Source organism: Lysobacter tyrosinilyticus, from assembly GCF_054779815.1.
On sequence record NZ_BAAGXN010000003.1, the window covers coordinates 479,824 to 501,954 of the forward strand.

A 22,131-nucleotide genomic window follows, 5' to 3' on the forward strand; every position below is an offset into this window, starting at 1 on the left:
GGTGCCCGAAGGGCGGATGAGGGGCGCTTTTGCTCGTGGCGTCTGACGCCCCTCACCCTGCGTTGCTTACGCAACGCGGTCCCTCTCCCCGCAAGCGGGGCGAGGGATCACGAGTCGCCGACTACTTCGCAGCTTCAGCAGGCTTCGCTTCCGCCGCCGGCATATCGATCGCATTCCCCGGAATCGCCCACGAGAAGTCCGTGCGCGTGAACGTCGCGAAGCGCGGATCGTTATTGAAGTCGATCGGCTTCTTGTAGTCCGCCGGGTAGTTCAACGTCGGCAGCGAGAGCGGCGATCCGCTCAATGGCGAGCCCGCGGTGGCGGTCCCGTGGCAGCTCATGCAGTTGCTGGTCTGGCCAGCGGGAATACCGCTGGAGGTTTCCAGGAACGGATTGAAGCAGACCACCATGTCCTTGGAGGCATTGCCCTTGGTCTGATTCCAGGCCGTGCACATCGCGTAGTTGCGCCATGGGCCGGCGACGTTGTCGGTCATGCCCGTCTTGCTGCCCGGGAAGTTGTTCGGCGCATCGGCACCGGGCTGCCACCAGAAGGTTTCCCACGTCCAGTTGACGATCGTCTTGCTGTTCACGTGCATGCCGCCGAGCACACCGAAGTCGCCGGCTTCGGCCTTGAGACCTTGTCCGCCATCGCCGGAGTTGTTGACCAGGTTGTTCCAGTCGGCGGCTTCAGCGGCATCCATCTTGAAGTTGTAGATCGTCGCCAGCGGTGCGTACAGGTAGGTCTTGCACGACATCGACGAGTTCGGAACCATCTGCGCGATCTGTTCCTTGGTGGCCGGCACCGGCTTCACCGACGGATCCGCTCCCCCATTGGGATCGAGCAGCACGCAGTTGAACCAGGTCTCCGGCGTGGCGTTCGCGGGCGTGGTCGACTGGTCCGGTCCCATCCACAGCGGCATGGGTGTCAGCCCCTTGGCCTTCACCACGAAGATCACCGGCTTGGTTTCCATCGCGGTGAAGCCTTCGGTACTGCCGTTGTCGGGCTGATACGGCGCGTCGGCCACCTTGCGCGAGCTGATCGGCGTTTCGGCAGGCCACGCGGCATTCAACGCGGCCAGGCTCTGCATCGAGATGTAGCTGTAATCCGCACCGCCCGGGCCCGGATGCTGGGTCGCCAGGTAGCTCGCCATCGACGGATTGAACTTGTTGAAGGACACCACCTGGGTGTCGCTGGGCAACGCCTTGCCCAACAGACGCGCGGTGTGGCCGATCTGGCGTGGCCGCTGGAAATGACGCGCCGGACGACCGAGCGCGGAACAGCCCTTCGCACTGAATACTTCTTCGTTGCCGCACCAGGTCTCCCACACCGGCAGCATCGCGCCGCTCCAGCTCTGGCCGGAATCGCTGGTCATTCCCGCCCACAGGTTCCAGGCAGCGGTAGTGATGGCATCGATCTTCCAGGTATCAGCCCAGGCCTGGAATTCGTCGCGACTGCCGGGATAACCGAACCCGGCCGGCACGTCGACGGGCTTGATGCCCGCGGATGGCGCGGGCGCGGTTTCCGCGGGCTTGCTCGTCGCTTCTGGCGCAGCTTCGCGCCCGGTACATGCAGACAACAGCAGCGCGCTGGATACCAGCGCGAGCGCACGCAGCTTCATGGTGGACCTCCTCTGTCATCGAATGAGAAACAGGGAGGCGAAACGCCCCAAGTCCTCGTACGGCACTCCCTGTTCGCCGCAGCCACGGCCTGGTGGCTCGTGGACGGTCGGAGCTTAGGAGAATGCCGGCGGGTTCACAACGCGCCCCATAGGGCGTCAACGAACCAGGCGCCCAATGGGCGCGACCGATCAGGCGATGCGGCCTTCGCCGGTCACGCGCGCCACGGCGTCGTGAGCATGCAGGCTTTCGAAGTGCGCGACTTCGGCATCGAAGCGCTCGATGCGTGCATCGGCCGACAGCGCGGCGGCGACACGGCGCGCGGCGTCCTCGCAGAACATCAGGTTTTCGGCATTGAGACGAGCGAATGCCTGCTCGTCCTCGCGCTTCACCGCGGTCTGCACCGGCGTGCCCAGCGCCTGTTCCACCGCGTCGACCAGCGCAGTGAACGGCAATTCGTCGAAGGCCGGACGCAACTCCACACGCACGTCGGCGCGGCTGCGCTGGGCGTGCGGGGTGGCAGCCAGTCCGCGCTCGGAGGCCAGCCATTCGTGGATCGCCGAAGACAGCGGCCTGGTGTCCGCGAAATCTTCAGTGAAGCGGTCCGCATTGAGCTGGCGCGACAAGGCGGCCGAGGCCGGGCACGTACTGGAGTACTCGACGGAGAAACGCAGGGCCAGACGCAGATGCCCATCGATCAGCGCAGCATCGATCTCGACGGGATAGCGCTTCCAGCCGGCGTGTTCGCTGGCCAGCGCCGGGCGCAACAACAGTTGTTCGTAGCGCAGCGTCAGACGCGCGCGCGTCGCCAATCCGGCCTGCGTATCGATCAATGTCTGCAGCACACGGCGAAGGCCGGCCGGCGTGACCGTCTCGCTGGCGAAGGCGTGCTGCAGTTCGAGATACAGCCGTGACATGTGGATGCCGCGCGCGGCGGCATCTCGCAGATCCACGGAAACATCGACCGAAGCCGGGACCGTGATCGTATCGCCCGCGCTGGATGTCACCCGCAGCGGTAGCGCGATATTGGACATGCCGACCCAGTCCAGCGGACGGGCAAGGGCTGCGGCGTCGAAAGCGACGTCCGGCAGACGGCGGGTTTGATCGGTACGCGAAGTCACGGGGGCTGATCTGGGGGCGATGGGGGGAATCGCAACGGGCCGCATTCTACCGGGCGCGGACCGGGACCCGTTCGACGCCGACGGAACGATCCGATGCGCGTGCCGGCCCTTGCTGGAACATCCGGCTCAAACCCGCCCACCCGGACGCGCCGCGCGCCACGACATCCACAGCGCGCGCGCCGCCGACACCGGTTGCGCCGGTTCGCCGCCACGCAGGCGCACCAGCGCCAACCCCGCCCAGAGGCGTCGCGGCCGGGTTGCCCCGCGCATCGAACCTCGCCCGGCCAGCTGCCGGGCCCAGGTGCCAACAGCCGCATTGTCTCCAGCCGCGGCCAGGGTCTGTAGAGGCGCGGCTTCGCCGGGATGGTGGGCCAGCCGCATGTGCAGAAGGCAGGTGGCGATCGCGTCACTGCCCTCGCCTGCTTCATGGGCGCGGTCACCAAACAGCTGCGCCTCAACTGCTGCAATCGCGATGACGAACGGCTTCAACTGCGCTTCGGCGTCATCCGCATCGACGGGACGCTCCCGACTGTTCCGTAATGCCGCCAACGAAGCCCCCAGTGCCGGCCACGGCGCGGCGAGCTTCTGCAATACCAGTCCCAGCGGATGACGTCGGATACCGCGTGCCCAGCCCTGCAGCTCTTCCAACCACCAGCCCAACTTGGCTTCACCTGGGCGTGCGTCGCTGCCGCCCCAGGCGGCATCGGTGAGTTCTTGCAACAGCGCGGCCCAGGCGAGCGCGATCTCGCGTTGGCCTCGCGGCACGAATACCTCCGCGACCTGCCATTCTGGCCAACGCGCCCGCCACTTCTGCACGAAGCTGTCGATGGATTCCTGTTCGCTCATGCCCGAGGCCACGCGTCGGCTGCGCACAACTCGGCAGGCACATGAATCAGCACGTCGCCCTGCCACGCGAACGGATCGTCTTCGCGCAGGCGATAACCCCACAGCGCGACCACCGACGGCATCTCCGCCGCGCGCGCCGCGACGATGTCGCGTTCGTCGTCCCCGACGTAGATGCAGTGGCCCGCATCGACACCAATTGTCTGCGCGGCATGCAGCAGCGGCAGCGGATCGGGCTTGCGCACCGGCAACGTGTCGCCGCCGATGAGCACTGCGCAGCGGGATTCCCAGCCCAGCAGCGGCATCAACTTGCGCGCCAGGTACTCGGGCTTATTGGTGACGATGCCCCAGATGGTGCCGTTGGCTTCCAACGTCGCGAGCATCGCCTCCACCCCGTCGAATGGCTTGCCGTGCAGGCCAAGCTCGAGCTCGTAGAGATCGAGGAATTCCTGTACCCAGCGTTCGCGTTCGCTGGCTTCGACGTCGGGAAAACCCGCGCCCAGCATCGCCCGCGCGCCCTTTGAGACCACTGGGCGCAAATCGGCCAGGTCCATCGCCGTACGCCCGCGATCGGCGCGCATGCGATTGATCACGGCGATGAAATCCGGCGCGCTGTCGACCAGGGTGCCGTCGAGGTCGAAGAGGACGGCTTTGGGGAAACGGGGTGATTGCATGCAAGGCGCCGGGAAATTGTTCTTGTCAGCCGCGGGCGCAGTGCGAGCCATACCGCGGCCTTGGGTCAGTCGCTGGCTGTTTTGCGCGCACAGGCCAAGTAATTGACGTCAGTACGCGACACCACGCGCGCCGAATTGCGCCACGGCTCGTACATCAGCCCGCTCACGTCTTCCAGCTGCAGGCCTTCCGCGCGCAGCCAGGCCGCCAGTTCGGACGGCTTGATGAAATCACGGTATTGATGCGTGCCCTTGGGCAGGATGCGCGCGATGTACTCGGCACCGACGATCGCCAGCGCGAAGGCTGCCGGCGTGCGGTTGAGCGTGGAAAGGAACAGGTGCCCGCCGGGCTTCAGCATCGTCGTGCAGGCACGGATGATCGAAGCCGGATCCGGCACGTGTTCGAGCATTTCCATGCAGGTGATCGCGTCGAACTGCCCCGGCATTTCCTCCGCCAACGCCTCGGCCGACTGCAGCCGGTAGTCGACGTTGATGCCGCTTTCCAGGCGATGCAGCTTGGCGACCTTGATCAACTCCGGCGCGAGATCCAGCGCGGTGACCTGCGCACCGTTGCGGGCCAGCGCTTCGCTGAGCAGGCCGGCGCCGCAACCCACATCGAGCACAGCTGCGCCCTGCAGCTTTATGCGATCGGCGACGTAGCCCAGACGTGCCGGGTTCAAGGCATGCAAGGCTTTTTGCGGCCCTTCCGGATCCCACCAGCGCTGCGCGAGCGCGCCGAACTTGTCGAGCTCGGCCTGGCTGAAGTTGTCGTTAGTGGTAGCGGCATTCATTGGCGTGACTCTCTCAGATCGTCATCCCGGCGAGTGCCGGATGACGAGCAAAAGCGAATGCAGAAAACATTCACGAAATACGGATCGAAGCGATGCGGTCGCGCCACTGCCTTGCATTGGCCACCAGGGCATCGGCATCGATGTCGACCAGCATGCGCTCACGCAGCTTGGACTTGCCTGCGATCCACACATCGCTGACCTGATGACGGCCGACAGCGTAGACCAGTTGCGAGATCACATGGTGCAGCGGCTGGGTTTCCAACTGACCCAGGTCGACGCACACCAGGTCGGCCTGCTTGCCAGCCACGATCGAGCCGACCTGCGCATCGAAGCCCAGCGCACGGGCGCCACCCAGCGTGGCCGCCTGCAGCGCGCTGGCTGCATTGAACGCGGATGCGTCCTGCGCCACCGCCTTCGCCAATAGTGCGGCGGTGCGGGTTTCCCCGAACATGTCGAGGTCGTTGTTGCTGGCGCAGCCGTCGGTGCCGATGGCGACATTGACGCCTGCCTTCTGCAGCTTACCCACCGGACAGAAGCCGGAAGCGAGCTTAAGGTTGGACTCCGGGCAATGCACCACGCTCACGCCGCGCTCCGCGCACAGCGCGATTTCTGCGTCGGTGAGCTGGGTCATGTGCACCGCGATCAGGCGATCGTTCACCAGCCCAAGGCGGTCCAGGCGCGCGATCGGGCGCTGGCCTAGCTTCGCGTGCGATTCGTCGACTTCATGCGCGGTCTCGTGCGTGTGCAGGTGCACGGGCACGTCGAGCTGGTCGGCGAGCATGCGGATGCGTTCGAAGTTCGCATCGCTCACGGTGTACGGCGCATGCGGCGCGAACGCGGTGGCGACCAGCGGGTCGTGGCGCCACTGATCGTGCACTTCGGTGGCGCGATCGAAGTATTCGTCGGACGACTTCGCCCATGCCGTGGGGAAATCGATGACCGGCAGACCCACGCGAGCACGGAAACCGTGCTGCTTGTAGACCGCGGCTTGCACGTCCGGGAAGAAATAGTTCTCGTTGGCGCAGGTAGTGCCGCCGCGGAGCATCTCGGCGATGGCGAGTGCGATGCCGTCGGCAACGAATTCCGGGCCGATTACAGCGCCCTCGATCGGCCAGATGTGGCCCTGCAACCACTCCATCAGCGGCAGGTCGTCGGCGACGCCACGCAGCAGGGTCATCGGGTTGTGCGTGTGCGCGTTGACCAGGCCGGGGATCAGCGCTGCGTCGGGACGCGAAACGATTTCTTTCGCCTGATAGCGGCTGCGCGCCTCATGGCCCGGCAGCACTTCGACGATCACGCCCCCACGAACGACAACGGCGTGGTTCTCAAGAACCACGCCGTGGGGTTCGACCGGGACCACGAAGCCGGCTTCGATGAGGAGGTCGCAGGCTTCGGGTTGGGTCATGTTCGTCATCTACTGGTCCGTCATCCCGGCGGAAGCCGGGATCCATTTGGCGTTGATTTCGCTGTTGCCTCCAGAAGCAAAAGCAACAGCAAAATGGATCCCGGCTTTCGCCGGGATGAAGTTCTGGCAAAGGCGCTCGCGCAATACGCGAGCGCGCCAGAACGTCACTTCACGCGCGAAACGTATTCGCCCGAACGCGTGTCGACCTTGATCACTTCTTCTTGGCCGACGAACAGCGGGACGCGGACCACGGCGCCGGTTTCCAGCGTCGCCGGCTTGCCGCCGCCGCCCGAGGTGTCACCACGGACACCCGGATCGGTCTCGACGATCTTCAGCTCGACGAAGTTCGGCGGCTGCACGGAGATCGGGGTGCCGTTCCACAGCGTGACCACGCACTCTTCCTCGCCCTTCAGCCACTTGTCGGCGCCGGCCATGCCGGCCTTGTCGGCCTGGACCTGCTCGAAGGATTCCTGGTTCATGAAGTGCCAGTACTCGCCATCCGAGTACAGGTACTGCATGTCGGTATCGACGACGTCCGCCTGCTCCACGTTGTCGGTCGCCTTCATGGTCATTTCGACCACGCGGCCCGACTTGATGCTGCGGTACTTCACGCGGGTGAACGCCTGGCCCTTGCCCGGCTTGACGTATTCGGTCTCGGTGATGATGCACGGGTCGTTGTTGACCAGAATCTTCTGTCCGGTCTTGACGTCGTTCATGCCCAGGCTGGCCATGGGTCTAGCTCCTGAAAAGTAATCGTTTGGGTGCCGCCAGCCGAGCGGGCCGGGGCCGGACTCGGTGCCGCGCCGCCAAAGGGCGGCAAGCGGCTAAAATGACGGGCTGCGCTGCGCGAAATCGGCAGCGCCGGAAAATCGCGATCCGACATGATACCCGTTGCCCCCGCCCTCAAACAGCACACTGACGCTCCGTCGACCCCGCCGCGCTGGCAGCAGCTGTGGCGCGAGGCCGTCCGCGACCCGCGCGAATTACTCACCCTGCTAGGCCTCGACCCGGCGGCCATGGGCGTGTCCGAAGCTGCCGCCGAGCAGTTTCCGCTGCGGGTCCCACACGGATTCGTGGCGAAGATGCGCCACGGTGACCCGCACGATCCGCTGCTGCGCCAGGTCCTCCCGCTCGACGCGGAAATGAAGCCAATGCCCGGCTTCAGCCTGGACGCAGTGGGTGACGGCGCCGCCAAGGCCGCCGACGGGGTGATCCGCAAGTACCGTGGCCGGGCCCTGCTGATCACAACCGGCAGCTGCGCCGTGCATTGCCGCTACTGCTTCCGCCGCCATTTCGACTACGCCAGCGAAACCGCCGCTGCAGGCAGCTGGCGCGAAGCTGTGGAGCTGATCCGCGTCGACACGGAAATAGACGAGGTCATCCTGTCCGGCGGGGACCCCTGGTCCCTGTCCACCGCCAAACTGGCCGAGCTCACCGACGCATTGGCGACCATCCCGCACCTCAAGCGCCTGCGTATCCACACGCGACTGCCCGTGGTGCTGCCCGAGCGCGTCGACGCCCCTCTGCTCGCCTGGCTGAGTGCCCTGCCTTGGCCGGTGACCGTGGTCCTGCACGCCAACCACGCCAATGAAATCGATTCCAGCGTCGAGCAGGCGTGCCGGGCGCTGCGCGACGCCGGTGCAACTTTGCTCAACCAGGCGGTACTGCTCCGCGGCGTCAATGACAACGTCGACGATCTGGCCGCACTGAGCGAGCGCAGCTTCGCCGCGGGCGTGCTCCCTTATTACCTGCACCAGCTGGACCGCGTGCAGGGCTCGGCGCATTTCGAGGTAGACGACTACGAGGCCCGCCGCCTTCACGCGGCGTTAGCGGCACGCCTATCGGGCTACCTGGTCCCGCGCCTGGTGCGTGAAGTAGCCGGCGATCCCGGCAAGCGGCCGCTTTGACCGATCCGCCCCGTTGGATCAGGAGCGGGGCGCATAGCTGCCTCGCGTGCCATCCACAGGGGAGGAAGGCATGTCATCCAAGTCAAAACGAATTGTCGACCGTGCCACATCAGGCGCTACTGCACATGGACGCCGACCTCGGCTTCATGTCATAAACCCGGACCACGAGTCTCGGCAGGAAGCGGGAGGCCCGAAGCGTACGGAGGAAAGGGGAATGCAATTCGGCAAAGACATGGCTCTGCGACTGCTGCTCGTCGACGACAGCGTCGAAGCCGCCGAAGCCATTGTCAGCGGACTACGCAATGCCGGCATCGCGGTGCGTCCGTCACGCCCGGAAAACGAGGACGAGTTCCAGTCCCTGATCGAGAACCAACCCCAGGATCTCGTGCTGGTCGCGCAGAACGCCACCAGCGTGCCGTTGTCCAGGGTGATGGAGCGCGTCGATGCCAGCGGCAAGGACCTGCCGGTGCGGGTTCTGGTCAATGCGTTCAATGAAGCCGAACTGCTGAAGATGGTGGGCATGGGCGTGCGCGGCGTGGTACTGCGCGAGCACATGGATCACATCCAGCACGTCATCCAGTCCGAGTGGGTCGACCTCGAAGCCCGTCGCTCCTATCGCCGCCTCGAAGCCCAGATGCGCGAGATCGAGCGTCGTTGCGATGCGCTGATCGATTCCTCGCGCGATCCCATTGCCTACATCCACGAAGGCATGCACATCCGCGCGAACTCCGCCTACCTGGAGATGTTCGGCTTCGAATCCTTCGACGACATCGAAGGGATGTCACTGCTGGACCTGGTCGCACCAAAGAAGGTCGAGGAATTCAAGAAGCTGCTCAAGCAGATGTCCAAGGGTGAAAACCCGCCGCCGCGCTATGAAACCGAAGCGGTGACCATGGATGGCGAGCACTTCCCGGCGATGATGGAATTCACGCAGGCCACCTACGAAGGCGAGAGCTGCCTGCAGGTAGTGCTGCGCAAGCAGGAAGAATTGTTCGACCCGAAGGCCGCCGAGGAGCTGGAGCGCCTGCGCCAGATCGATCCGGTCACCGGCCTGCTTAACCGCCCAACCTTCCTGCGTGCGCTCGAAGACACGGTAGCCGACACCGCGGCGAAAGCCACGACGCACGGCCTGTTGCTGATCGAACCCGACCACTACTCCCGCCTGCTGCAGGAAATCGGCCTGGATGCCGCCGACGACCTGGTGGCCGCGGTTGCCGGACGTCTGCGCGCCGCTGTTGGCTCCAACGACGTGGTGGCCCGCTTCGGCGAGCACCAGTTCGCGGTACTTACCCACAACAGCGACTACCAGCAGACGTCCAAGCTGGCCGAATCCTTGCGCGCCGCGTTCGCGGATGCGGTCATCGAGGCGCGCAGTCATTCGCTGACCGTCACCATGAGCATCGGTGGCGTGCAGGTAGGCGAAAAGATCGCCAACGTCGGCGCCATCCTGGGCAAGGCCTCTCAGGGCCTGCAGTCCACGATCGGCGTCGGCGGAAACCGCACCGAACTGTACGATCCGAGCGCCACCGATCGCGCCGAGCTGGAACGCGTTGCCGCTTGGGTGACGCGCATTCGCGAGGCGATCGCCCACGACCAGTTCGTCATCCATTTCCAGCCGCTGGTGCCCTTGCACGGCGCACCGGACGAGATGTACGAGACGCTGCTGCGCCTTCGCGGCGAAGACGGTGGCCTGGTGCAGCCGCTCACCTTCCTGCCGATTGCGGAGGAACACGGGCTGCTGGGCGAGATCGACCGTTGGGTGGTAGGTCGCGCCATCCGGCTCATCGCCGACCGTCAGCGACTCAGTCGCCGTACGCGTCTGCTGGTGAAGATCAGCCAGGCCTCGCTCCAGGACGAAACTCTCGTCCCGTACATCAGCGAGCAACTCCAGATGCATGGCGTCGACGGTCGCCTGCTGGTGCTGCAGCTCCCCGAGTCGAAGGTCTTCACCAACCTGCGCGCGGCCCAGCAGCTCCAGGCCGGTGTGGCTCAGTTCGGCGTACGTGTGGGCCTGGAGCAATTCGGCATCGGTCTGAATCCGTTCCAGCTGCTCACCCACTTCGATGCGAGCTTCATCAAGATCGACCGTTCCTTCATGAAGGAATTGGCGACCAGTGCCGACCACCAGCAGCGGGTCAGAGAGTTCGCGACGAAGGCGCAGGAACTGGGCAAGCAGACCATCGCCGAATACGTCCAGGACGCGGCCAGCATGACCACGCTGTTCAGTGCCGGCATCGATTACGCACAGGGACATTTCCTGGCGCCAGCAGGACCGGACATGGACTACGAGTTCGGCTGAGCCTGATCGACGGATCGAACCGAATAGAAAAAGCCCGCCATCCGGCGGGCTTTTTGCTTAGACGGTCTGGCGCAGGCGGAGGATGCGTTCCTCCAGCGGCGGGTGACTCATCATCAGGCGCCGCAGGCCATGGCCGACGGCGCCGCTGATGCCGAAGGCCTGGATCTGACCCGGCAGCGTGCTGTGACCATAAGTCTGCGACAGGCGCTGCAAGGCGGCGATCATCTTTTCGCGACCGGCAAGCTGCGCACCACCGGCATCCGCGCGGAACTCGCGGTAACGCGAGAAGGCCATCGCGATCATGCTCGCGAACAACCCGAACACCACATCCAGCACCATCACCGTGACGAAGTAACCAATGCCGCCACCGGAGTTCTCACGGTTGCCGCCGAGGAAGCCATCGATCAGACGACCGACGATGCGTGACAGCACGATCACAAAGGTGTTGAGCACGCCCTGGATCAACGCCATGGTGACCATGTCGCCGTTGGCAACGTGGCTGACCTCATGACCCAGCACCGCTTCGGCCTCATCACGACTCATTGCGCGCAGCAGGCCGGTCGAGACGGCCACCAATGCATTGTTGCGGTTGGCGCCGGTGGCGAAAGCATTGATTTCCGGAGCGTCGTAGATCGCCACTTCGGGTTTGCCTATGCCGGCCTTTTCGGCCTGGCGGTGAACAGTCGTCTGCAGCCACTGCTCCAGTTCGTTGCGCGGCTGTCCGATGACATAGGCGCCAGTCGTCCTCTTGGCGATCCACTTCGACATCAGCAAAGAAATGAGCGAACCACCGAAGCCGAAGATCGCCGCCATGACCAGCAATCCGCCCTGATTGCCCAGCCGGACGCCGAAGAAGTTCTGCAGCACCGACATGACGATGCCGAGGAGCACCAGCACCGCGAGATTGGTGGCCAGGAATAAGGCAACACGCTTGAACATGTAAGGGAACCTCTAGCGCAACAGGCGCAGATTGATGGCTTCCGGGCGAAGATGTGGCAGGCTCGACCCGCATTCAAGCAGAAAACTGTACGCGGGCTGTCGCCAGGCCTTGCCTGATTCGTCCATCCGCTTTCCCCATGCCGCCCAACGCCTCCCCTCCCTATCGCGGCCGCTTCGCCCCCTCGCCCACCGGTGACCTGCACTTCGGCTCATTGCTGGCGGCCTTCGGCAGCTGGCTGCTGGCTCGGCATGCGCACGGCAGCTGGCTCGTACGGGTGGAAGACGTGGATCCCCCGCGCGAGGTACTGGGTGCCGCACAACGACAGTTGCAGGCGCTGACCGCGTTCGGGTTGCACTCCGACGAACCCATCGTCCAGCAGAGCCGGCGTGGCGCGCTGTACCAGGTGGCGCTGGATCGGCTGCTCCGTGAGGGACATGCCTTCGTCTGCCATTGCAGCCGCAGCGATCTGGCGGCGAGCGGCGGCGTACATCGGCAATGCGTCGCCAAGGCACACCGCACCGATCCCGCGATCCGCCTGCGCGTGCCCGACGGGACCGTGATTGAATTCGACGATCTCTTCAGGGGACCCCAGGTGCAGGACCTTTCCCGGGAGGTGGGCGATTTCGTCCTGCGTCGCACCGAAGGATTCTGGGCCTACCAGCTGGCGGTGGTCGTCGACGACGACGCCCAGGGCATTACCGATGTCGTGCGCGGTGCCGACCTGCTGGATTCCACGCCCCGACAGATCTTCCTGCAACGCGCCCTGGGATTGCCCACGCCCCGCTACGCCCACCTGCCGCTGGTGCTGGACGCCGAGGGCCGCAAGCTGTCGAAGTCGGATGGTGCGCTCCCGGTGGACCCTTGCGCCCCCGCTCCCGCCTTGCAGCGCGCCTGGTTGGCGCTCGGCCAGGATCCCGTGGTCGTAGCCGGCATCGGGGATGCGGCCGATTTCCTGACTGCGTCACGGAACGGGTTCCGTCCCGAGCTGATTCCGCGAGCCGGACATGTCGCAATCGCCGCATCGCACAACACGGGTTTCATATTTGCTTCATAAAATGTCCGCGGGCTTCCTTCGAACGTTATGGAGAACAACACATGCAATCACGCGTCGCACTCGTTACCGGCGGTACCGGCGGCATCGGGACATCCATCATCAAACGCCTGGCCGGCATGGGCCTCCGGGTAGCCACCAACTACCGCAACGAGGAAAAGGCGAAGGCGTGGCAGCAGCAGATGCGCGCCGAAGGCCTCGAAGTCGCGCTTGCACACGGCGATGTCTCCTCGGCCGAGGACGCCGAGGCGATGGTGCGCGAGGTCGAGCGCCAGCTCGGACCGGTCGAGATCCTGGTCAACAACGCCGGCATCACCCGCGACACCACCTTTCATCGCATGACCTCGCAGCAGTGGAACGAAGTCATCGCGACCAATCTCAGCTCCTGCTTCAACGTCACCCGCCCGGTGATCGAGGGCATGCGCGACCGCAAGTGGGGGCGCATCGTCCAGATCAGTTCGATCAACGGCCAGAAGGGCCAGTACGGCCAGGCCAACTACGCCGCGGCCAAAGCCGGCATGCACGGCTTCACGATTTCGCTGGCGCAGGAAAACGCGAGGTTCGGTATCACCGTGAACACGGTCTGCCCGGGCTATATCGCCACCGACATGGTCATGGCCGTACCCGAGGATGTGCGCAACAAGATCATCACGCAGATTCCCACAGGCCGCCTCGGCACGCCCGAGGAAATTGCCTATGCCGTTGCATTCTTCGTTCCCGACGAAGCCGGCTGGATCACCGGCGCCAATCTCTCGGCAAACGGTGGCCAGTACATGGGCTGGTAAGCGAACGATGCGCAACCGACAGGCGGGGCCTCCCGCCTGTCTCCGCATCAGTAGTCGTAATCGAAGAACACCCCGCCCGTCGGGACCTGTCCGTAGAAGATATGACCGCTGCGCACGTCGCCCGGCAGTACCAGATGCAGGTGCGGACGCCCGGCGCCGTGTTGCTCCTGAGGGGTGACGGTGCCGCCGAAACGCGCGGCCTGCTGTCGCGCCCATTGCTCCGCCTGGGCCTGGCTGGCCCCGGCCAGAAACACACCGTCGCTTGAGCCCCACAGTTGTTGGCGCATGTCGGTGCCGCGAACAGCCGGCCCGGCCTGCAACTGCCGACCACCGCGCGGCTGACGCGGACCGGCGCGCACACGGAGAATGCGGAAGAACTTGTCGACCCCGCTGCGCATCGGCGCCGCGAAGACGTCGGCGTCGGCAAGGGCTTCGTCGACCAGCGCATCAATCGCGTCGGTATCGAACAGGTGATTCATCACGGCAACTCCGCAACGCCACTGCGAAACCCTAGCGCGTGGCTGGCGAATACTCAGTCCCGCGTTCGGGCTAGCTCGCAATGGAACGACTGTTTGAGTACGCGAAAGTAGTGCCGCACATTGTCCTCTGGTCCATTGACAATGCGCTTGCCAACTTTGACGTGAGGCCAGACATCGCTGGCGCCTGGCAACTCTAGGGTGCACATCATCTCGCCCGGAAACGCGTCGCTTCCGATCTTCCAGTGACCGCCCCAATTCCGCCGCATTACCTCCCCGACATAGGCGCCCAGCATTTTTGCGAGCTGATCAATCACTTGAGGGGACGGCCCGGTTCTGAATAATTTGGCCATGAAGCCGCGGGGAAGCTGCTCATGGAGCGAGGCCAGAACTGTCTCGACCTTTTCAACGCTCTCGTCGGAGTAGTCGAGAACGATGGAGAACTTCTCCCTGCAATAGTCGACGGCGTCCTCCGCATAAGCGGACATGAGGTCATCGATCGATGGCGCTTGATTCACGATGCAGCTCCCTAATGAGTCGGCCGTAACAGACCCAGGTCCGCCGGTGTCGCGCCTACCCATTTCGCGCACCGGTACACCATCGCGGCCCGGCTATGCACGTTCAACTTCATGAAAATCTGCTTGAGGTAGGTTTTGACCGTGTATTCGCTGATGCTCAGGCGATGCGCGATCTGCTTGTTGACCTGACCGAAGCAGATCAGCCGCACGATCTGCTGTTCGCGAACGGTGAGCAGCTCCATGGGGTCGGTTTCGGGCGAATCCCCTGAACCCTTCACTTCCAGCGGCAACTGCCGCTGGATGACGCAATAGCAGGCATCCCCCAGACGGAATTCCCCGATTGTCGTGTCGGTCGCGTGCCGCTTCAGGGCCGGGACCACCATGCAGCGCGCCGTTTCGAGCTCGAATTCGGCCAGGACATGATCAGACTGGCTGGGCGGCTGGCCGTCGTACTCGGGATTTCCCGTTTTTTCACCGCCGCGCTTCCCCATGTCACTTCATCCCTGAAGTTGCCGACTCGAAGGCGTTCGTTTCGGCCGATCTTACTGGTTGACCCTGGTGCTGTCTTCATTCGGCCGCTGCTTGCGCGGTACCAAACGACAAGCGGGGGGGAAGCTCGCGCGCAACACAGCGACGCCGCCGATCGCGCTCGATCAGCGTCGCACGACGCTGCAATGGGGCCAGAGGCCGAACGTCGAAGATCCGTACCAGATTGGCCTCCGACGAAAGCATAGGACGCAATAACTCCAGCGGACCGGTCAACAATGGTGTGACACCTGGGCCATGTCCGGCAGAGGTACTGTCGGCGTGCACGATGACGCCGATGGTGATGCGCCCCGACCGCATCAGCGGCCCGTGCCGATTGTCCGCATCGATGATCGCCACCATGTCGCCGAAGCGCAGCGTGTCCAGCCGATGCTTGCGCCGCAGCCGCGCGTCGCCGAGCTGGATATCGTAGTCGCCGCGCCATGCAGTGTTCTTACCCAGTCCCGACCCCATCAGCACAGCCGGGACCGTGTGGCTCACGGGCACGTGCAGTGCGCCATTGCGTTCGCGGATGCCCCACCGCCACAGCAGTCGCGGCGCGCAGTTGAGGATTTCAATGTCCGGATGATCGAGCAGACGCGCTCCTAGTCCGTGACTGAGAATCTGGATGCGATCGCCGATCTGTAGCCGCAACAGCACCTGCGTCGGAAAATCCACGAGCACATGATTGATGCCGCCATGCTTGCCCGTGACGAGCCCCAACTGTCCGTTCATCGGTCCGCTGATGATCCGCGCGACATTGCCCACACAGGCATAGGTGATCAATGCGCTGTTGGGACCATCGCGCGGACCGACCACTTCGCGGCCATTGTTGTGCAGGGCCGCGCCCGGCTCGATGTGATCGCCGGCCAGGCCCACGCAGGGATCGCCGATGCGATGGTTGATGGTGATGCCACCCGTGCCGGGCAATACACGCGGCACGCCGTCGTAACCGATGCGATAGGGGTTGGCGCGGCCGATCGGATGCGCCACCTGCCCCAGGACGGTCGACATCACCAGCTCGCGCACATTGAGCCGCGGCCGCCGTTCGTCAGCATCCAGGCGGGAATGCGGAGACGGCACGGGCTGCATTAATCCCGGCTTGGGCATGACGGTACTCCTTCATTGATCGGTGCTGATCGCGACACCGGTGCGACGCGCTCATTGCCACCCTTGCTGGTAATAGATCTGCGCGTCCTGCCACGCGTCGGATGCGCACGGCGGCGGCAACGGTTCACCTTCGTATTCGAGGGCATAGGGAACCGTCGACAGCGATTCGGCCACTGGATGCCGCGCGTAATCCTCGACCTCGGGGACCTGCAGCAATGCGCCGGGCAGGACGGTGTAGGCCAGAGCCAACGGCGGCGAGGCCCATGCAAGCCCGGTGGCGCCGGCGTGCACGATCAGATCGCCCAGCTGCTTGCGCTCGGCGTCGGCCAGGTGCTCGCCGTTCTTTGGCGCGGGACTGAATGGCAATCGCAACATGGAACAGACCGATGGCAGGCAAGCGCACGGATGCTGTGGGGCTAAAGTCAGGATACGTGCCGGGCCTAGCGCAGCGGCCAGGGCCAATGTGTCCATGCCGCTGAAGAAGCCTGCGGTTTCGGTCGCTTCCAGATGCGGATCCGCACGCTGGGCAAGACCTTGATGGAGCGCTTCGTAACGGTCGATCAGATTGCTCGGCGCGCCGTCCGGCAGTGCGGATTCGCTCAGGCTGTCGCTGACCCAATTCAGACCGCTGCCTGCCAGGTCGTTGTGAGCGCGCAGGTCCTCCCAGAAGCGCAATGCCTGCACTACGCGATCACCTGCACTGGCCGGCAATCCGCCATGCAACGCGGACGGCCAGAATGCGAGCGGATCGCGGCGGTAGTACTCGCTGGAGTCCAACGCCTGCCAGAAGCCACGCACCATCCACAACTCGACTACCGCGGCGAGCCGCTGCACCAGCTGTGCGCTAACCGGACCCGCCAGCGCCAACATCGGATCGACCACGCAGGCCCAGCGCTTCGCGCGAACACTGACTTCGAGTTCCTGGTCAACCATCGTTTGCGCCCCACCCCTTCAACCACATCCTCGACGGACGTGGATCGCCGCGCGCTCGATCCTGCTCAGACCCGCCCGGGAGGTCGGGCGGGTCCGCAAGTCAACGTCGCAGTCCTCAAGCCACTGCCTGTTGCACCGGCACAGCCGACGACGCCGATGACGCACCCAGCACGCTACGCAACGCAGGCGTAACACCCGGGAAGCCTCGCCCTTCCGGCGTCGTGCGATACGCCGCCACCCAGGCCTCGGCATGTGGACCGATCGGACGGACCACCGACTGGAACAAGATCGGGTCGGTAACGGTCTTGAAATCGTTGTCGGCGACGAACTGCAGCACGCGACGTCCGCTTTCGGCCATCTTGGCGCGCTGCGAAGGCTCGGCGACGCCGCCCAGGTAACGGTTGGATACGATTTCGACCACATCCCACTTGGTATTGGCGTCGAAGGCCTTCTTGATATCGGGCGAATCCAGCAGTTTCAGGACCTGGATCAGGTAATGCCCGACTTCCATCGACAAAGAGAAGATGTTGCCGTACGTACTGCGGTCGAGTGCGTAACGCAAGTCCAGGCCAATGCGTTGCACGGTGCCGATGCTGCCGAACGGACGCTGGTCGATCAGCGGGCCGCCGCGGATCACTTCGCCGATCAGCATATCTCGGAAGTACTGGCCCACCGACGCCATGAAACCGACCATCTGGCGATGGAAGTTGCGGTTGACGATCGCTCCGGCCGGCGCCTGCGCGTTGCCGTAATTGAAGGCACGGCGATACGCGACCATGCGGTCCTGGCGCGTATAGCGCATTGGCTTCCACTTCTCCAGCAGATACAGGCCGCGTGCACCGGGACCGCGTTGGATGCGCATCTTGCCCAGGCGGAACAGGCGCAGCAGTACGTCGACGACTTCGAAGATCTTCATCCGTTCGTGCTGATAGATGAAGTAGAGGTCGGCCGCGGCGTGCAGTTGGCTAGGCACCACGGCATCGTCGAAATCCGGCTCGATGTAGGGATGCGTGATCGCGTCGAAATCCACCGGCCCGTTCTGGCCGAAACCGATCATATCGAGGAAGCCTTTGTCGCCTCCCCCACCATCGGCGGTCCCGCGCAGGAGTTCGCCCAGGCGCTGCTCGAACTGCACCTCGTAGGACTGACGCTCGCCGGGCGGAAGCGTTTCCAGCTGCTCGCGCAGGAAGGTTTCCCAAAGGCGCTGGATGGTTTCAGTAGTCTTGAAGCTCATGGTAGGGCTCCTCGCGACAAGCTCTTGCTATCAGGTAGAGGCGGTGCGACGGGGAGCACTGACGGCTTCCAGTCGCTCGAGGGCCGGGGATTCGTCTTCGACCTCGCAGACGATCCGCTTCGCCAGCACGACCATCAGCGCAAGGCGCCGTCGTGCCTGTATTTCGTGCTCTTCGTCATCGGAGAACCCGGCAAACGCTTCTGCGAACAGCTCCGCCAGTTCCTCGTTGTCTTCGCGTAGGTAATCCAGCGACGCCTTGTAGCTCTTGCTCTTGCGCGCCTGTTCCAGGTTGGCATTGGTGCTTTCGATCGACACATCCTTCTGATCGAGCGTGACGTCCTGCGCGGAGTTGAGGCAACGCACGATGAGCAGAGCCGCGCGTCCGGCTTCCTCGACGCCGTCTTCCTGCATGCGATCGGCGGCGATGGTGAGCCGTTCCAGATGCATCGCCTGCAGCTCGGCGGCGGCGGCAAAACGCTCCGCGGCGGCGGCCTGTTTTAGCACCGCCTCGGTCTGCTGGCGCAGTGCGCGGGACTGGATCAATTGCGCAGCGTTGTTGGCCATGTAGTGCGAATGGATGACGTTGTTCCATGGCCTAACCGCGAGCGATTCCACGATTTCCGCCAGGAACTGCTCATCTTCTTCAGGCAGCAGGTCGTTGTTGTGGTTCATGAGCTGATCTCCTGGAATTGCAGCCATTGCGTCGCGGACTACTGACCACCGTTACTGGCTCGGTCCTTGACCAGCGATGCCAGCGAAGTCTCGAAGTGCGCCGGGATATCCGGACCATCCAGGCCGCAGTCAGTCCTGAGCGCGTTGGGCACGTTCCCGCTCGGCGCCTGCTGCGCGATCCTGTGCATGGCACGATCGATCAGGCCGATCAGATGACCCGGCGTAGGACCGTCGCCAAAGACCTCGCCTGGCGGCAGGCAGTTCGGCGCCATCTGGGCCACCAGTGATGCCCAACGCTTCTCGGCTTCGCGCTGCAGGCAGAGTTCCTGGTGCAGCACGTCGGCGAAGCGGAAGTCGGTGTCATCCACTTTTCCGTTGGCCATGATGAAGTCCAGGTAGCCCTTGGGCTGCTGCATCTGCCCGCCCGGACGGGTCGCCCAGTCGACGGCGGCGCCTTCGGGCCGCAGGCAATCGCGCAGCACCCGCAGAGTTTCGTCGAGTCGTTGCGCGACCGTGTCGCCAAAGGCCGGCGGATACAACTTGCGCACTTCGTCGACCGTGTAGCTGTAGGCACTGGCGCGCAGCTCGGGCAGGTTCAGGTCCTGCTGGCCGACCGCATACAGATCGATCGCACGGTCGACGTCGTAGAGCACCTTGTCGAGCAGGATCTGCTTGATCACGCTGCTTCCGTCGCAACAGCAACGCGCGCAGCAATCCAGCTGGCTGGCCAGGCGACCGCGCGTGATCGTCATCTGCACCAGGCGACGATCGGAGGGCTTTTCCTCTTCGCTGCCGTAAAGGCCGTAGAACACGATCGGTGGACGTGCCACGCGCAACAGACGCGAACCGCCGGCGGGGCCAAAGCCATCAGCGAACAGGCGTAGCGACTCCAGGAACCCTGTCAACGGCGGCGATTCCGGATCGACCAGGCGATAGCCGAAATTGACCAGCCGGTAGAAGCGGTTGAGATCGATCTGCGCCGTCGAACCCAGTGCGCGCAGGCCCTCGGAGCTGCCATGCGCCGCGCGGCGCACGAGGTTGTCCATGATGCGGCCGAGCTCGAGCTCGGTCATCAATGCACGCAGATCACCCTGCCCTTGTGCCTCCAGCGCATCGAACAGCCTGCGATAGGCATCGATGCCTCGCGGCCATTCATTGGGTCCCTGCATGTACGACAGCGAGCTGAGCAGGTTCTGCAGCGCATGCATGCACGCATCGCGGCGCGTCTGCATTTCCGGATACGGCGCCTGCAGCAGGTAGCGCCCGCCGGCAAAACCATTGTTGGCCATGCTTTCGCCCAGCATGACCAGGATCACCGCACAGACTTCATCGATGCTCTGCGCCAGGCTGCGGAAGTCGTACGAGGCCGCCGGAGTAAGGGCGCCGACCAGGCGCGAGAGTCGCGCATAGTCGCCCAGCGTGCGGCGAATGCCGAACGCCCGATCGCGATTGCGCGGATCGATGCCGAAGCGGGCGGCATTGACGCCTTCGTCCGATGCCGTGCGGATCGCATCCGACCAGCCGTCGAGTTCGGCCGAAATGTCCTTGAGCAGGTTGCTGCTCGTTATCTGTCGCAGGTCCTTGTCGATGTCGCTCAGCGCCTGCTTGAGATCGATGCTGGTCGCGGTCTGTTCCGGCGCTGCGGGCGCGAACGACTGCGGGGAGCGCAGGAATGGTAGCCCTTGGGCTTCCTGCTGGATGGCGGCGGCGCGGCGGTCGTACTGGTAGCGATCGAGCAAAGCGTTGGCGATCTGCTCCGGATTACGCGGATCACCCACACGCAGTTCGCGACGGATCAGGTTATCCAACGCGAGCTGCTGCTTGTTGGACGAACTGGTGCGGCTGCCGGATGTCTCGGTTGGCAAGTTCGTGATTGCGCCTAGCATGGGTGGTCACCTCGGGTTGAACTCATGCGGCCTGCGGCAAGGCGCGGGCCGTCGGACGAGCCGGCAGGCGCGCCGGCGCGGAAGGAGTGAGGACATGTGTTCGCGGCGTGTCCGCGTTGAGCCGGTCGATGACCTCGCGCGCCAGGCGCTGCGGTGCCATGCGTCCCGATGCCATCGCGTAGCTCGCGGCGCTGACCAGATGCCGTGGCGCGAGCTCCACGCGATCGGCACGCCCCTGGCCCAGGAGGCGCGCGCCCTCGAGGATCGCCGCCTGCTCATCGCGACGGAAGGGAATGATGTCGACGACGGCACGCTGGGCCAGATTGCGGCGAACCTGGAACATGCTTTCGTCGACGATCGCCGGCACGATGCGGGAAACGCTCGTCAACAATGCGGCAGGCATGCGGTGGCCGCGCTGCGGCTTGTACAGATCGCCCCACACGCGAATCAGATTGACCGCATCACGCGCAAAGCCAAGGCGACGCAACATCTCGCCGAGGATGTGCACGCGCAGATAGGCCGTGGGATGCGCGCCGCCCGGGCGATAGGTAAGCGTGCGCGGGCTGGGATGCGCCAGGAACTCGGCCATGCCCCAGGCCGCCGCCGGTCCGGCCAGGCAGATCGCGGCCAGATCGGCCCAGATCTCCTTGTGCCAGCGGCCATACACGGTGGCGAGGAAGGGGTCGCGGAACTCGCCCATCACCCGCCTCTGCACGGCTTGCCGGTTTTCCTGCCAGATGCCGAGGTCGGCCTGCAGGTTGTGCGCGACTTCATGCAGGAATACCGCCTGCCATGGCTGATCGCGATCCCACGGAATGCGGATCAGCGGGAACGGATTGGCTTCGCCCAGCAGTCGCCCCAGTTGGACGCCGCGGCGGAATGTCGCAGGCGAATAGCCGTGTTCCATGTAGCACACCGGCTTGAGCATGGCGTGCCGGAAAATCTGCGGCGCGGTGTCGCGGATCACGCGGTAGCAATCGAATGCGACCGTGTCGTGCGCCGCCAGCGCGGGACCGAAACTGGTACCGCGCTGGGAGAACACTTCGTAGAACATGCCGAACAGACGCCGCGCGCGATCCATCTCGCGTTCCACCAGGGCCATGTCGATGAGCACGCGCTGGTTGGATGCCTTATCGAACGAATGGGACACAGCCGCAAAACGTCGCCGGATCTCCTGCTCCACAGCAGCAAGCCGCCCATTGGCTGCCTTGAAGTGTTGCGGTGACGGGGCATACGGCATGTCCTGCGGCCGCAGACCGACGAACGCGTTGTCGATCCGGTCGAGGCGGCGCAGGCGCGCCGCCAGACCGATCAACTTGGTGCGCAGGAAGGCGCGTGTGTCCACGGC

Annotated in this window: 21 protein-coding genes; 4 read left to right on the forward strand and 17 right to left on the reverse strand. The window is 64.5% G+C overall.

The window, feature by feature from the left end:
• Window positions 1–121 precede the first annotated feature (121 nt).
• The 7 genes from ACYVGK_RS08915 to efp all read right to left on the reverse strand — a co-directional run bounded on the left by ACYVGK_RS08915 (window position 122) and on the right by efp (window position 7,178).
• On the reverse strand, window positions 122–1,618 hold the full coding sequence (locus tag ACYVGK_RS08915) for a hypothetical protein (protein WP_460733007.1): 1,497 nt from the start codon (window positions 1,616–1,618) through the stop codon (window positions 122–124).
• A 189-nt stretch (window positions 1,619–1,807) separates the two neighbouring features.
• Window positions 1,808–2,737 (reverse strand): GTP cyclohydrolase FolE2, encoded by a 930-nt coding sequence (folE2, locus tag ACYVGK_RS08920; RefSeq protein WP_460733008.1) that lies wholly within the window; start codon window positions 2,735–2,737, stop codon window positions 1,808–1,810.
• A 126-nt stretch (window positions 2,738–2,863) separates the two neighbouring features.
• Window positions 2,864–3,583 (reverse strand): phytoene/squalene synthase family protein, encoded by a 720-nt coding sequence (locus ACYVGK_RS08925; protein WP_460733009.1) that lies wholly within the window; start codon window positions 3,581–3,583, stop codon window positions 2,864–2,866.
• Window positions 3,580–4,254: a phosphoglycolate phosphatase gene (locus ACYVGK_RS08930; RefSeq protein ID WP_460733010.1), complete on the reverse strand. Its 675-nt coding sequence runs from the start codon at window positions 4,252–4,254 to the stop codon at window positions 3,580–3,582. Before ACYVGK_RS08930 ends, ACYVGK_RS08925 begins: the two co-directional genes overlap by 4 nt.
• Before the next feature lie 65 nt (window positions 4,255–4,319).
• Window positions 4,320–5,042 (reverse strand): bifunctional 2-polyprenyl-6-hydroxyphenol methylase/3-demethylubiquinol 3-O-methyltransferase UbiG, encoded by a 723-nt coding sequence (gene ubiG / locus ACYVGK_RS08935; RefSeq protein ID WP_460733011.1) that lies wholly within the window; start codon window positions 5,040–5,042, stop codon window positions 4,320–4,322.
• A 70-nt stretch (window positions 5,043–5,112) separates the two neighbouring features.
• A complete protein-coding gene (locus ACYVGK_RS08940) occupies window positions 5,113–6,456 on the reverse strand; it encodes a TRZ/ATZ family hydrolase (protein ID WP_460733012.1) in 1,344 nt (447 codons plus the stop codon).
• A 155-nt stretch (window positions 6,457–6,611) separates the two neighbouring features.
• Window positions 6,612–7,178 carry an elongation factor P gene (gene efp / locus ACYVGK_RS08945; protein WP_460733013.1) on the reverse strand — a complete coding sequence of 189 codons (567 nt, stop codon included), beginning with the start codon at window positions 7,176–7,178 and terminating at the stop codon, window positions 6,612–6,614.
• 150 nt (window positions 7,179–7,328) lie between these two features.
• Here efp and epmB point away from each other — a divergent pair, with 150 nt between their 5' ends.
• On the forward strand, window positions 7,329–8,354 hold the full coding sequence (epmB, locus tag ACYVGK_RS08950; protein ID WP_460733014.1) for an EF-P beta-lysylation protein EpmB: 1,026 nt from the start codon (window positions 7,329–7,331) through the stop codon (window positions 8,352–8,354).
• 214 nt (window positions 8,355–8,568) lie between these two features.
• Complete coding sequence (locus tag ACYVGK_RS08955; protein WP_460733015.1) at window positions 8,569–10,653, forward strand: EAL domain-containing protein; 2,085 nt, start codon at window positions 8,569–8,571, stop codon at window positions 10,651–10,653.
• 57 nt (window positions 10,654–10,710) lie between these two features.
• Here the strand turns inward: ACYVGK_RS08955 and htpX are convergent, their stop codons facing one another.
• Window positions 10,711–11,592 (reverse strand): protease HtpX, encoded by an 882-nt coding sequence (gene htpX, locus ACYVGK_RS08960; RefSeq protein ID WP_460733016.1) that lies wholly within the window; start codon window positions 11,590–11,592, stop codon window positions 10,711–10,713.
• A gap of 137 nt (window positions 11,593–11,729) precedes the next feature.
• Between htpX and gluQRS the strand changes: the two genes are divergently transcribed.
• Together gluQRS and phbB are read left to right on the forward strand one after the other, a co-directional pair.
• On the forward strand, window positions 11,730–12,647 hold the full coding sequence (gene gluQRS, locus ACYVGK_RS08965; protein ID WP_460733017.1) for a tRNA glutamyl-Q(34) synthetase GluQRS: 918 nt from the start codon (window positions 11,730–11,732) through the stop codon (window positions 12,645–12,647).
• A gap of 41 nt (window positions 12,648–12,688) precedes the next feature.
• Window positions 12,689–13,429 carry an acetoacetyl-CoA reductase gene (phbB, locus tag ACYVGK_RS08970; RefSeq protein ID WP_460733018.1) on the forward strand — a complete coding sequence of 247 codons (741 nt, stop codon included), beginning with the start codon at window positions 12,689–12,691 and terminating at the stop codon, window positions 13,427–13,429.
• 47 nt (window positions 13,430–13,476) lie between these two features.
• Here the strand turns inward: phbB and ACYVGK_RS08975 are convergent, their stop codons facing one another.
• The 9 genes from ACYVGK_RS08975 to ACYVGK_RS09015 form a co-directional block, all read right to left on the reverse strand.
• The gene (locus ACYVGK_RS08975; RefSeq protein ID WP_460733019.1) at window positions 13,477–13,908 is read right to left on the reverse strand and encodes a hypothetical protein; all 432 of its coding nucleotides are present in this window, start codon (window positions 13,906–13,908) and stop codon (window positions 13,477–13,479) included.
• Between the two features lie 53 nt (window positions 13,909–13,961).
• Window positions 13,962–14,423, reverse strand: coding sequence for a hypothetical protein (locus ACYVGK_RS08980; RefSeq protein ID WP_460733020.1), 462 nt, complete (start codon window positions 14,421–14,423; stop codon window positions 13,962–13,964).
• 11 nt (window positions 14,424–14,434) lie between these two features.
• Window positions 14,435–14,914, reverse strand: a complete 480-nt coding sequence (locus ACYVGK_RS08985) for a helix-turn-helix domain-containing protein (RefSeq protein ID WP_460733021.1) — start codon at window positions 14,912–14,914, stop codon at window positions 14,435–14,437.
• A 76-nt stretch (window positions 14,915–14,990) separates the two neighbouring features.
• The gene (locus tag ACYVGK_RS08990) at window positions 14,991–16,058 is read right to left on the reverse strand and encodes a DUF4438 domain-containing protein (protein ID WP_460733022.1); all 1,068 of its coding nucleotides are present in this window, start codon (window positions 16,056–16,058) and stop codon (window positions 14,991–14,993) included.
• Between the two features lie 51 nt (window positions 16,059–16,109).
• The gene (locus ACYVGK_RS08995; RefSeq protein WP_460733023.1) at window positions 16,110–16,991 is read right to left on the reverse strand and encodes a hypothetical protein; all 882 of its coding nucleotides are present in this window, start codon (window positions 16,989–16,991) and stop codon (window positions 16,110–16,112) included.
• A 115-nt stretch (window positions 16,992–17,106) separates the two neighbouring features.
• Window positions 17,107–18,225 (reverse strand): hypothetical protein, encoded by a 1,119-nt coding sequence (locus ACYVGK_RS09000; protein ID WP_460733024.1) that lies wholly within the window; start codon window positions 18,223–18,225, stop codon window positions 17,107–17,109.
• A 30-nt stretch (window positions 18,226–18,255) separates the two neighbouring features.
• Window positions 18,256–18,897 (reverse strand): hypothetical protein, encoded by a 642-nt coding sequence (locus ACYVGK_RS09005; protein ID WP_460733025.1) that lies wholly within the window; start codon window positions 18,895–18,897, stop codon window positions 18,256–18,258.
• Between the two features lie 38 nt (window positions 18,898–18,935).
• Complete coding sequence (locus ACYVGK_RS09010) at window positions 18,936–20,762, reverse strand: hypothetical protein (protein ID WP_460733026.1); 1,827 nt, start codon at window positions 20,760–20,762, stop codon at window positions 18,936–18,938.
• Between the two features lie 43 nt (window positions 20,763–20,805).
• A complete protein-coding gene (locus tag ACYVGK_RS09015) occupies window positions 20,806–22,128 on the reverse strand; it encodes a hypothetical protein (protein ID WP_460733027.1) in 1,323 nt (440 codons plus the stop codon).
• Between the last annotated feature and the right edge of the window lie 3 nt (window positions 22,129–22,131).

What these genes read in the sequence shown, in the direction of transcription:
- ACYVGK_RS08915 (WP_460733007.1), bottom strand. Translation starts at nt 1,618, where the DNA reads ATGAAGCTGCGTGCGCTCGCGCTGGTATCCAGCGCGCTGCTGTTGTCT.
- ACYVGK_RS08925 (WP_460733009.1), bottom strand. Translation starts at nt 3,583, where the DNA reads ATGAGCGAACAGGAATCCATCGACAGCTTCGTGCAGAAGTGGCGGGCG.
- ACYVGK_RS08930 (WP_460733010.1), bottom strand. Translation starts at nt 4,254, where the DNA reads ATGCAATCACCCCGTTTCCCCAAAGCCGTCCTCTTCGACCTCGACGGC.
- ubiG (WP_460733011.1), bottom strand. Translation starts at nt 5,042, where the DNA reads ATGAATGCCGCTACCACTAACGACAACTTCAGCCAGGCCGAGCTCGAC.
- ACYVGK_RS08940 (WP_460733012.1), bottom strand. Translation starts at nt 6,456, where the DNA reads ATGACGAACATGACCCAACCCGAAGCCTGCGACCTCCTCATCGAAGCC.
- efp (WP_460733013.1), bottom strand. Translation starts at nt 7,178, where the DNA reads ATGGCCAGCCTGGGCATGAACGACGTCAAGACCGGACAGAAGATTCTG.
- epmB (WP_460733014.1), top strand. Translation starts at nt 7,329, where the DNA reads ATGATACCCGTTGCCCCCGCCCTCAAACAGCACACTGACGCTCCGTCG.
- ACYVGK_RS08955 (WP_460733015.1), top strand. Translation starts at nt 8,569, where the DNA reads ATGCAATTCGGCAAAGACATGGCTCTGCGACTGCTGCTCGTCGACGAC.
- htpX (WP_460733016.1), bottom strand. Translation starts at nt 11,592, where the DNA reads ATGTTCAAGCGTGTTGCCTTATTCCTGGCCACCAATCTCGCGGTGCTG.
- gluQRS (WP_460733017.1), top strand. Translation starts at nt 11,730, where the DNA reads ATGCCGCCCAACGCCTCCCCTCCCTATCGCGGCCGCTTCGCCCCCTCG.
- phbB (WP_460733018.1), top strand. Translation starts at nt 12,689, where the DNA reads ATGCAATCACGCGTCGCACTCGTTACCGGCGGTACCGGCGGCATCGGG.
- ACYVGK_RS08975 (WP_460733019.1), bottom strand. Translation starts at nt 13,908, where the DNA reads ATGAATCACCTGTTCGATACCGACGCGATTGATGCGCTGGTCGACGAA.
- ACYVGK_RS08985 (WP_460733021.1), bottom strand. Translation starts at nt 14,914, where the DNA reads ATGGGGAAGCGCGGCGGTGAAAAAACGGGAAATCCCGAGTACGACGGC.
- ACYVGK_RS08990 (WP_460733022.1), bottom strand. Translation starts at nt 16,058, where the DNA reads ATGCCCAAGCCGGGATTAATGCAGCCCGTGCCGTCTCCGCATTCCCGC.
- ACYVGK_RS08995 (WP_460733023.1), bottom strand. Translation starts at nt 16,991, where the DNA reads ATGGTTGACCAGGAACTCGAAGTCAGTGTTCGCGCGAAGCGCTGGGCC.
- ACYVGK_RS09000 (WP_460733024.1), bottom strand. Translation starts at nt 18,225, where the DNA reads ATGAGCTTCAAGACTACTGAAACCATCCAGCGCCTTTGGGAAACCTTC.
- ACYVGK_RS09005 (WP_460733025.1), bottom strand. Translation starts at nt 18,897, where the DNA reads ATGAACCACAACAACGACCTGCTGCCTGAAGAAGATGAGCAGTTCCTG.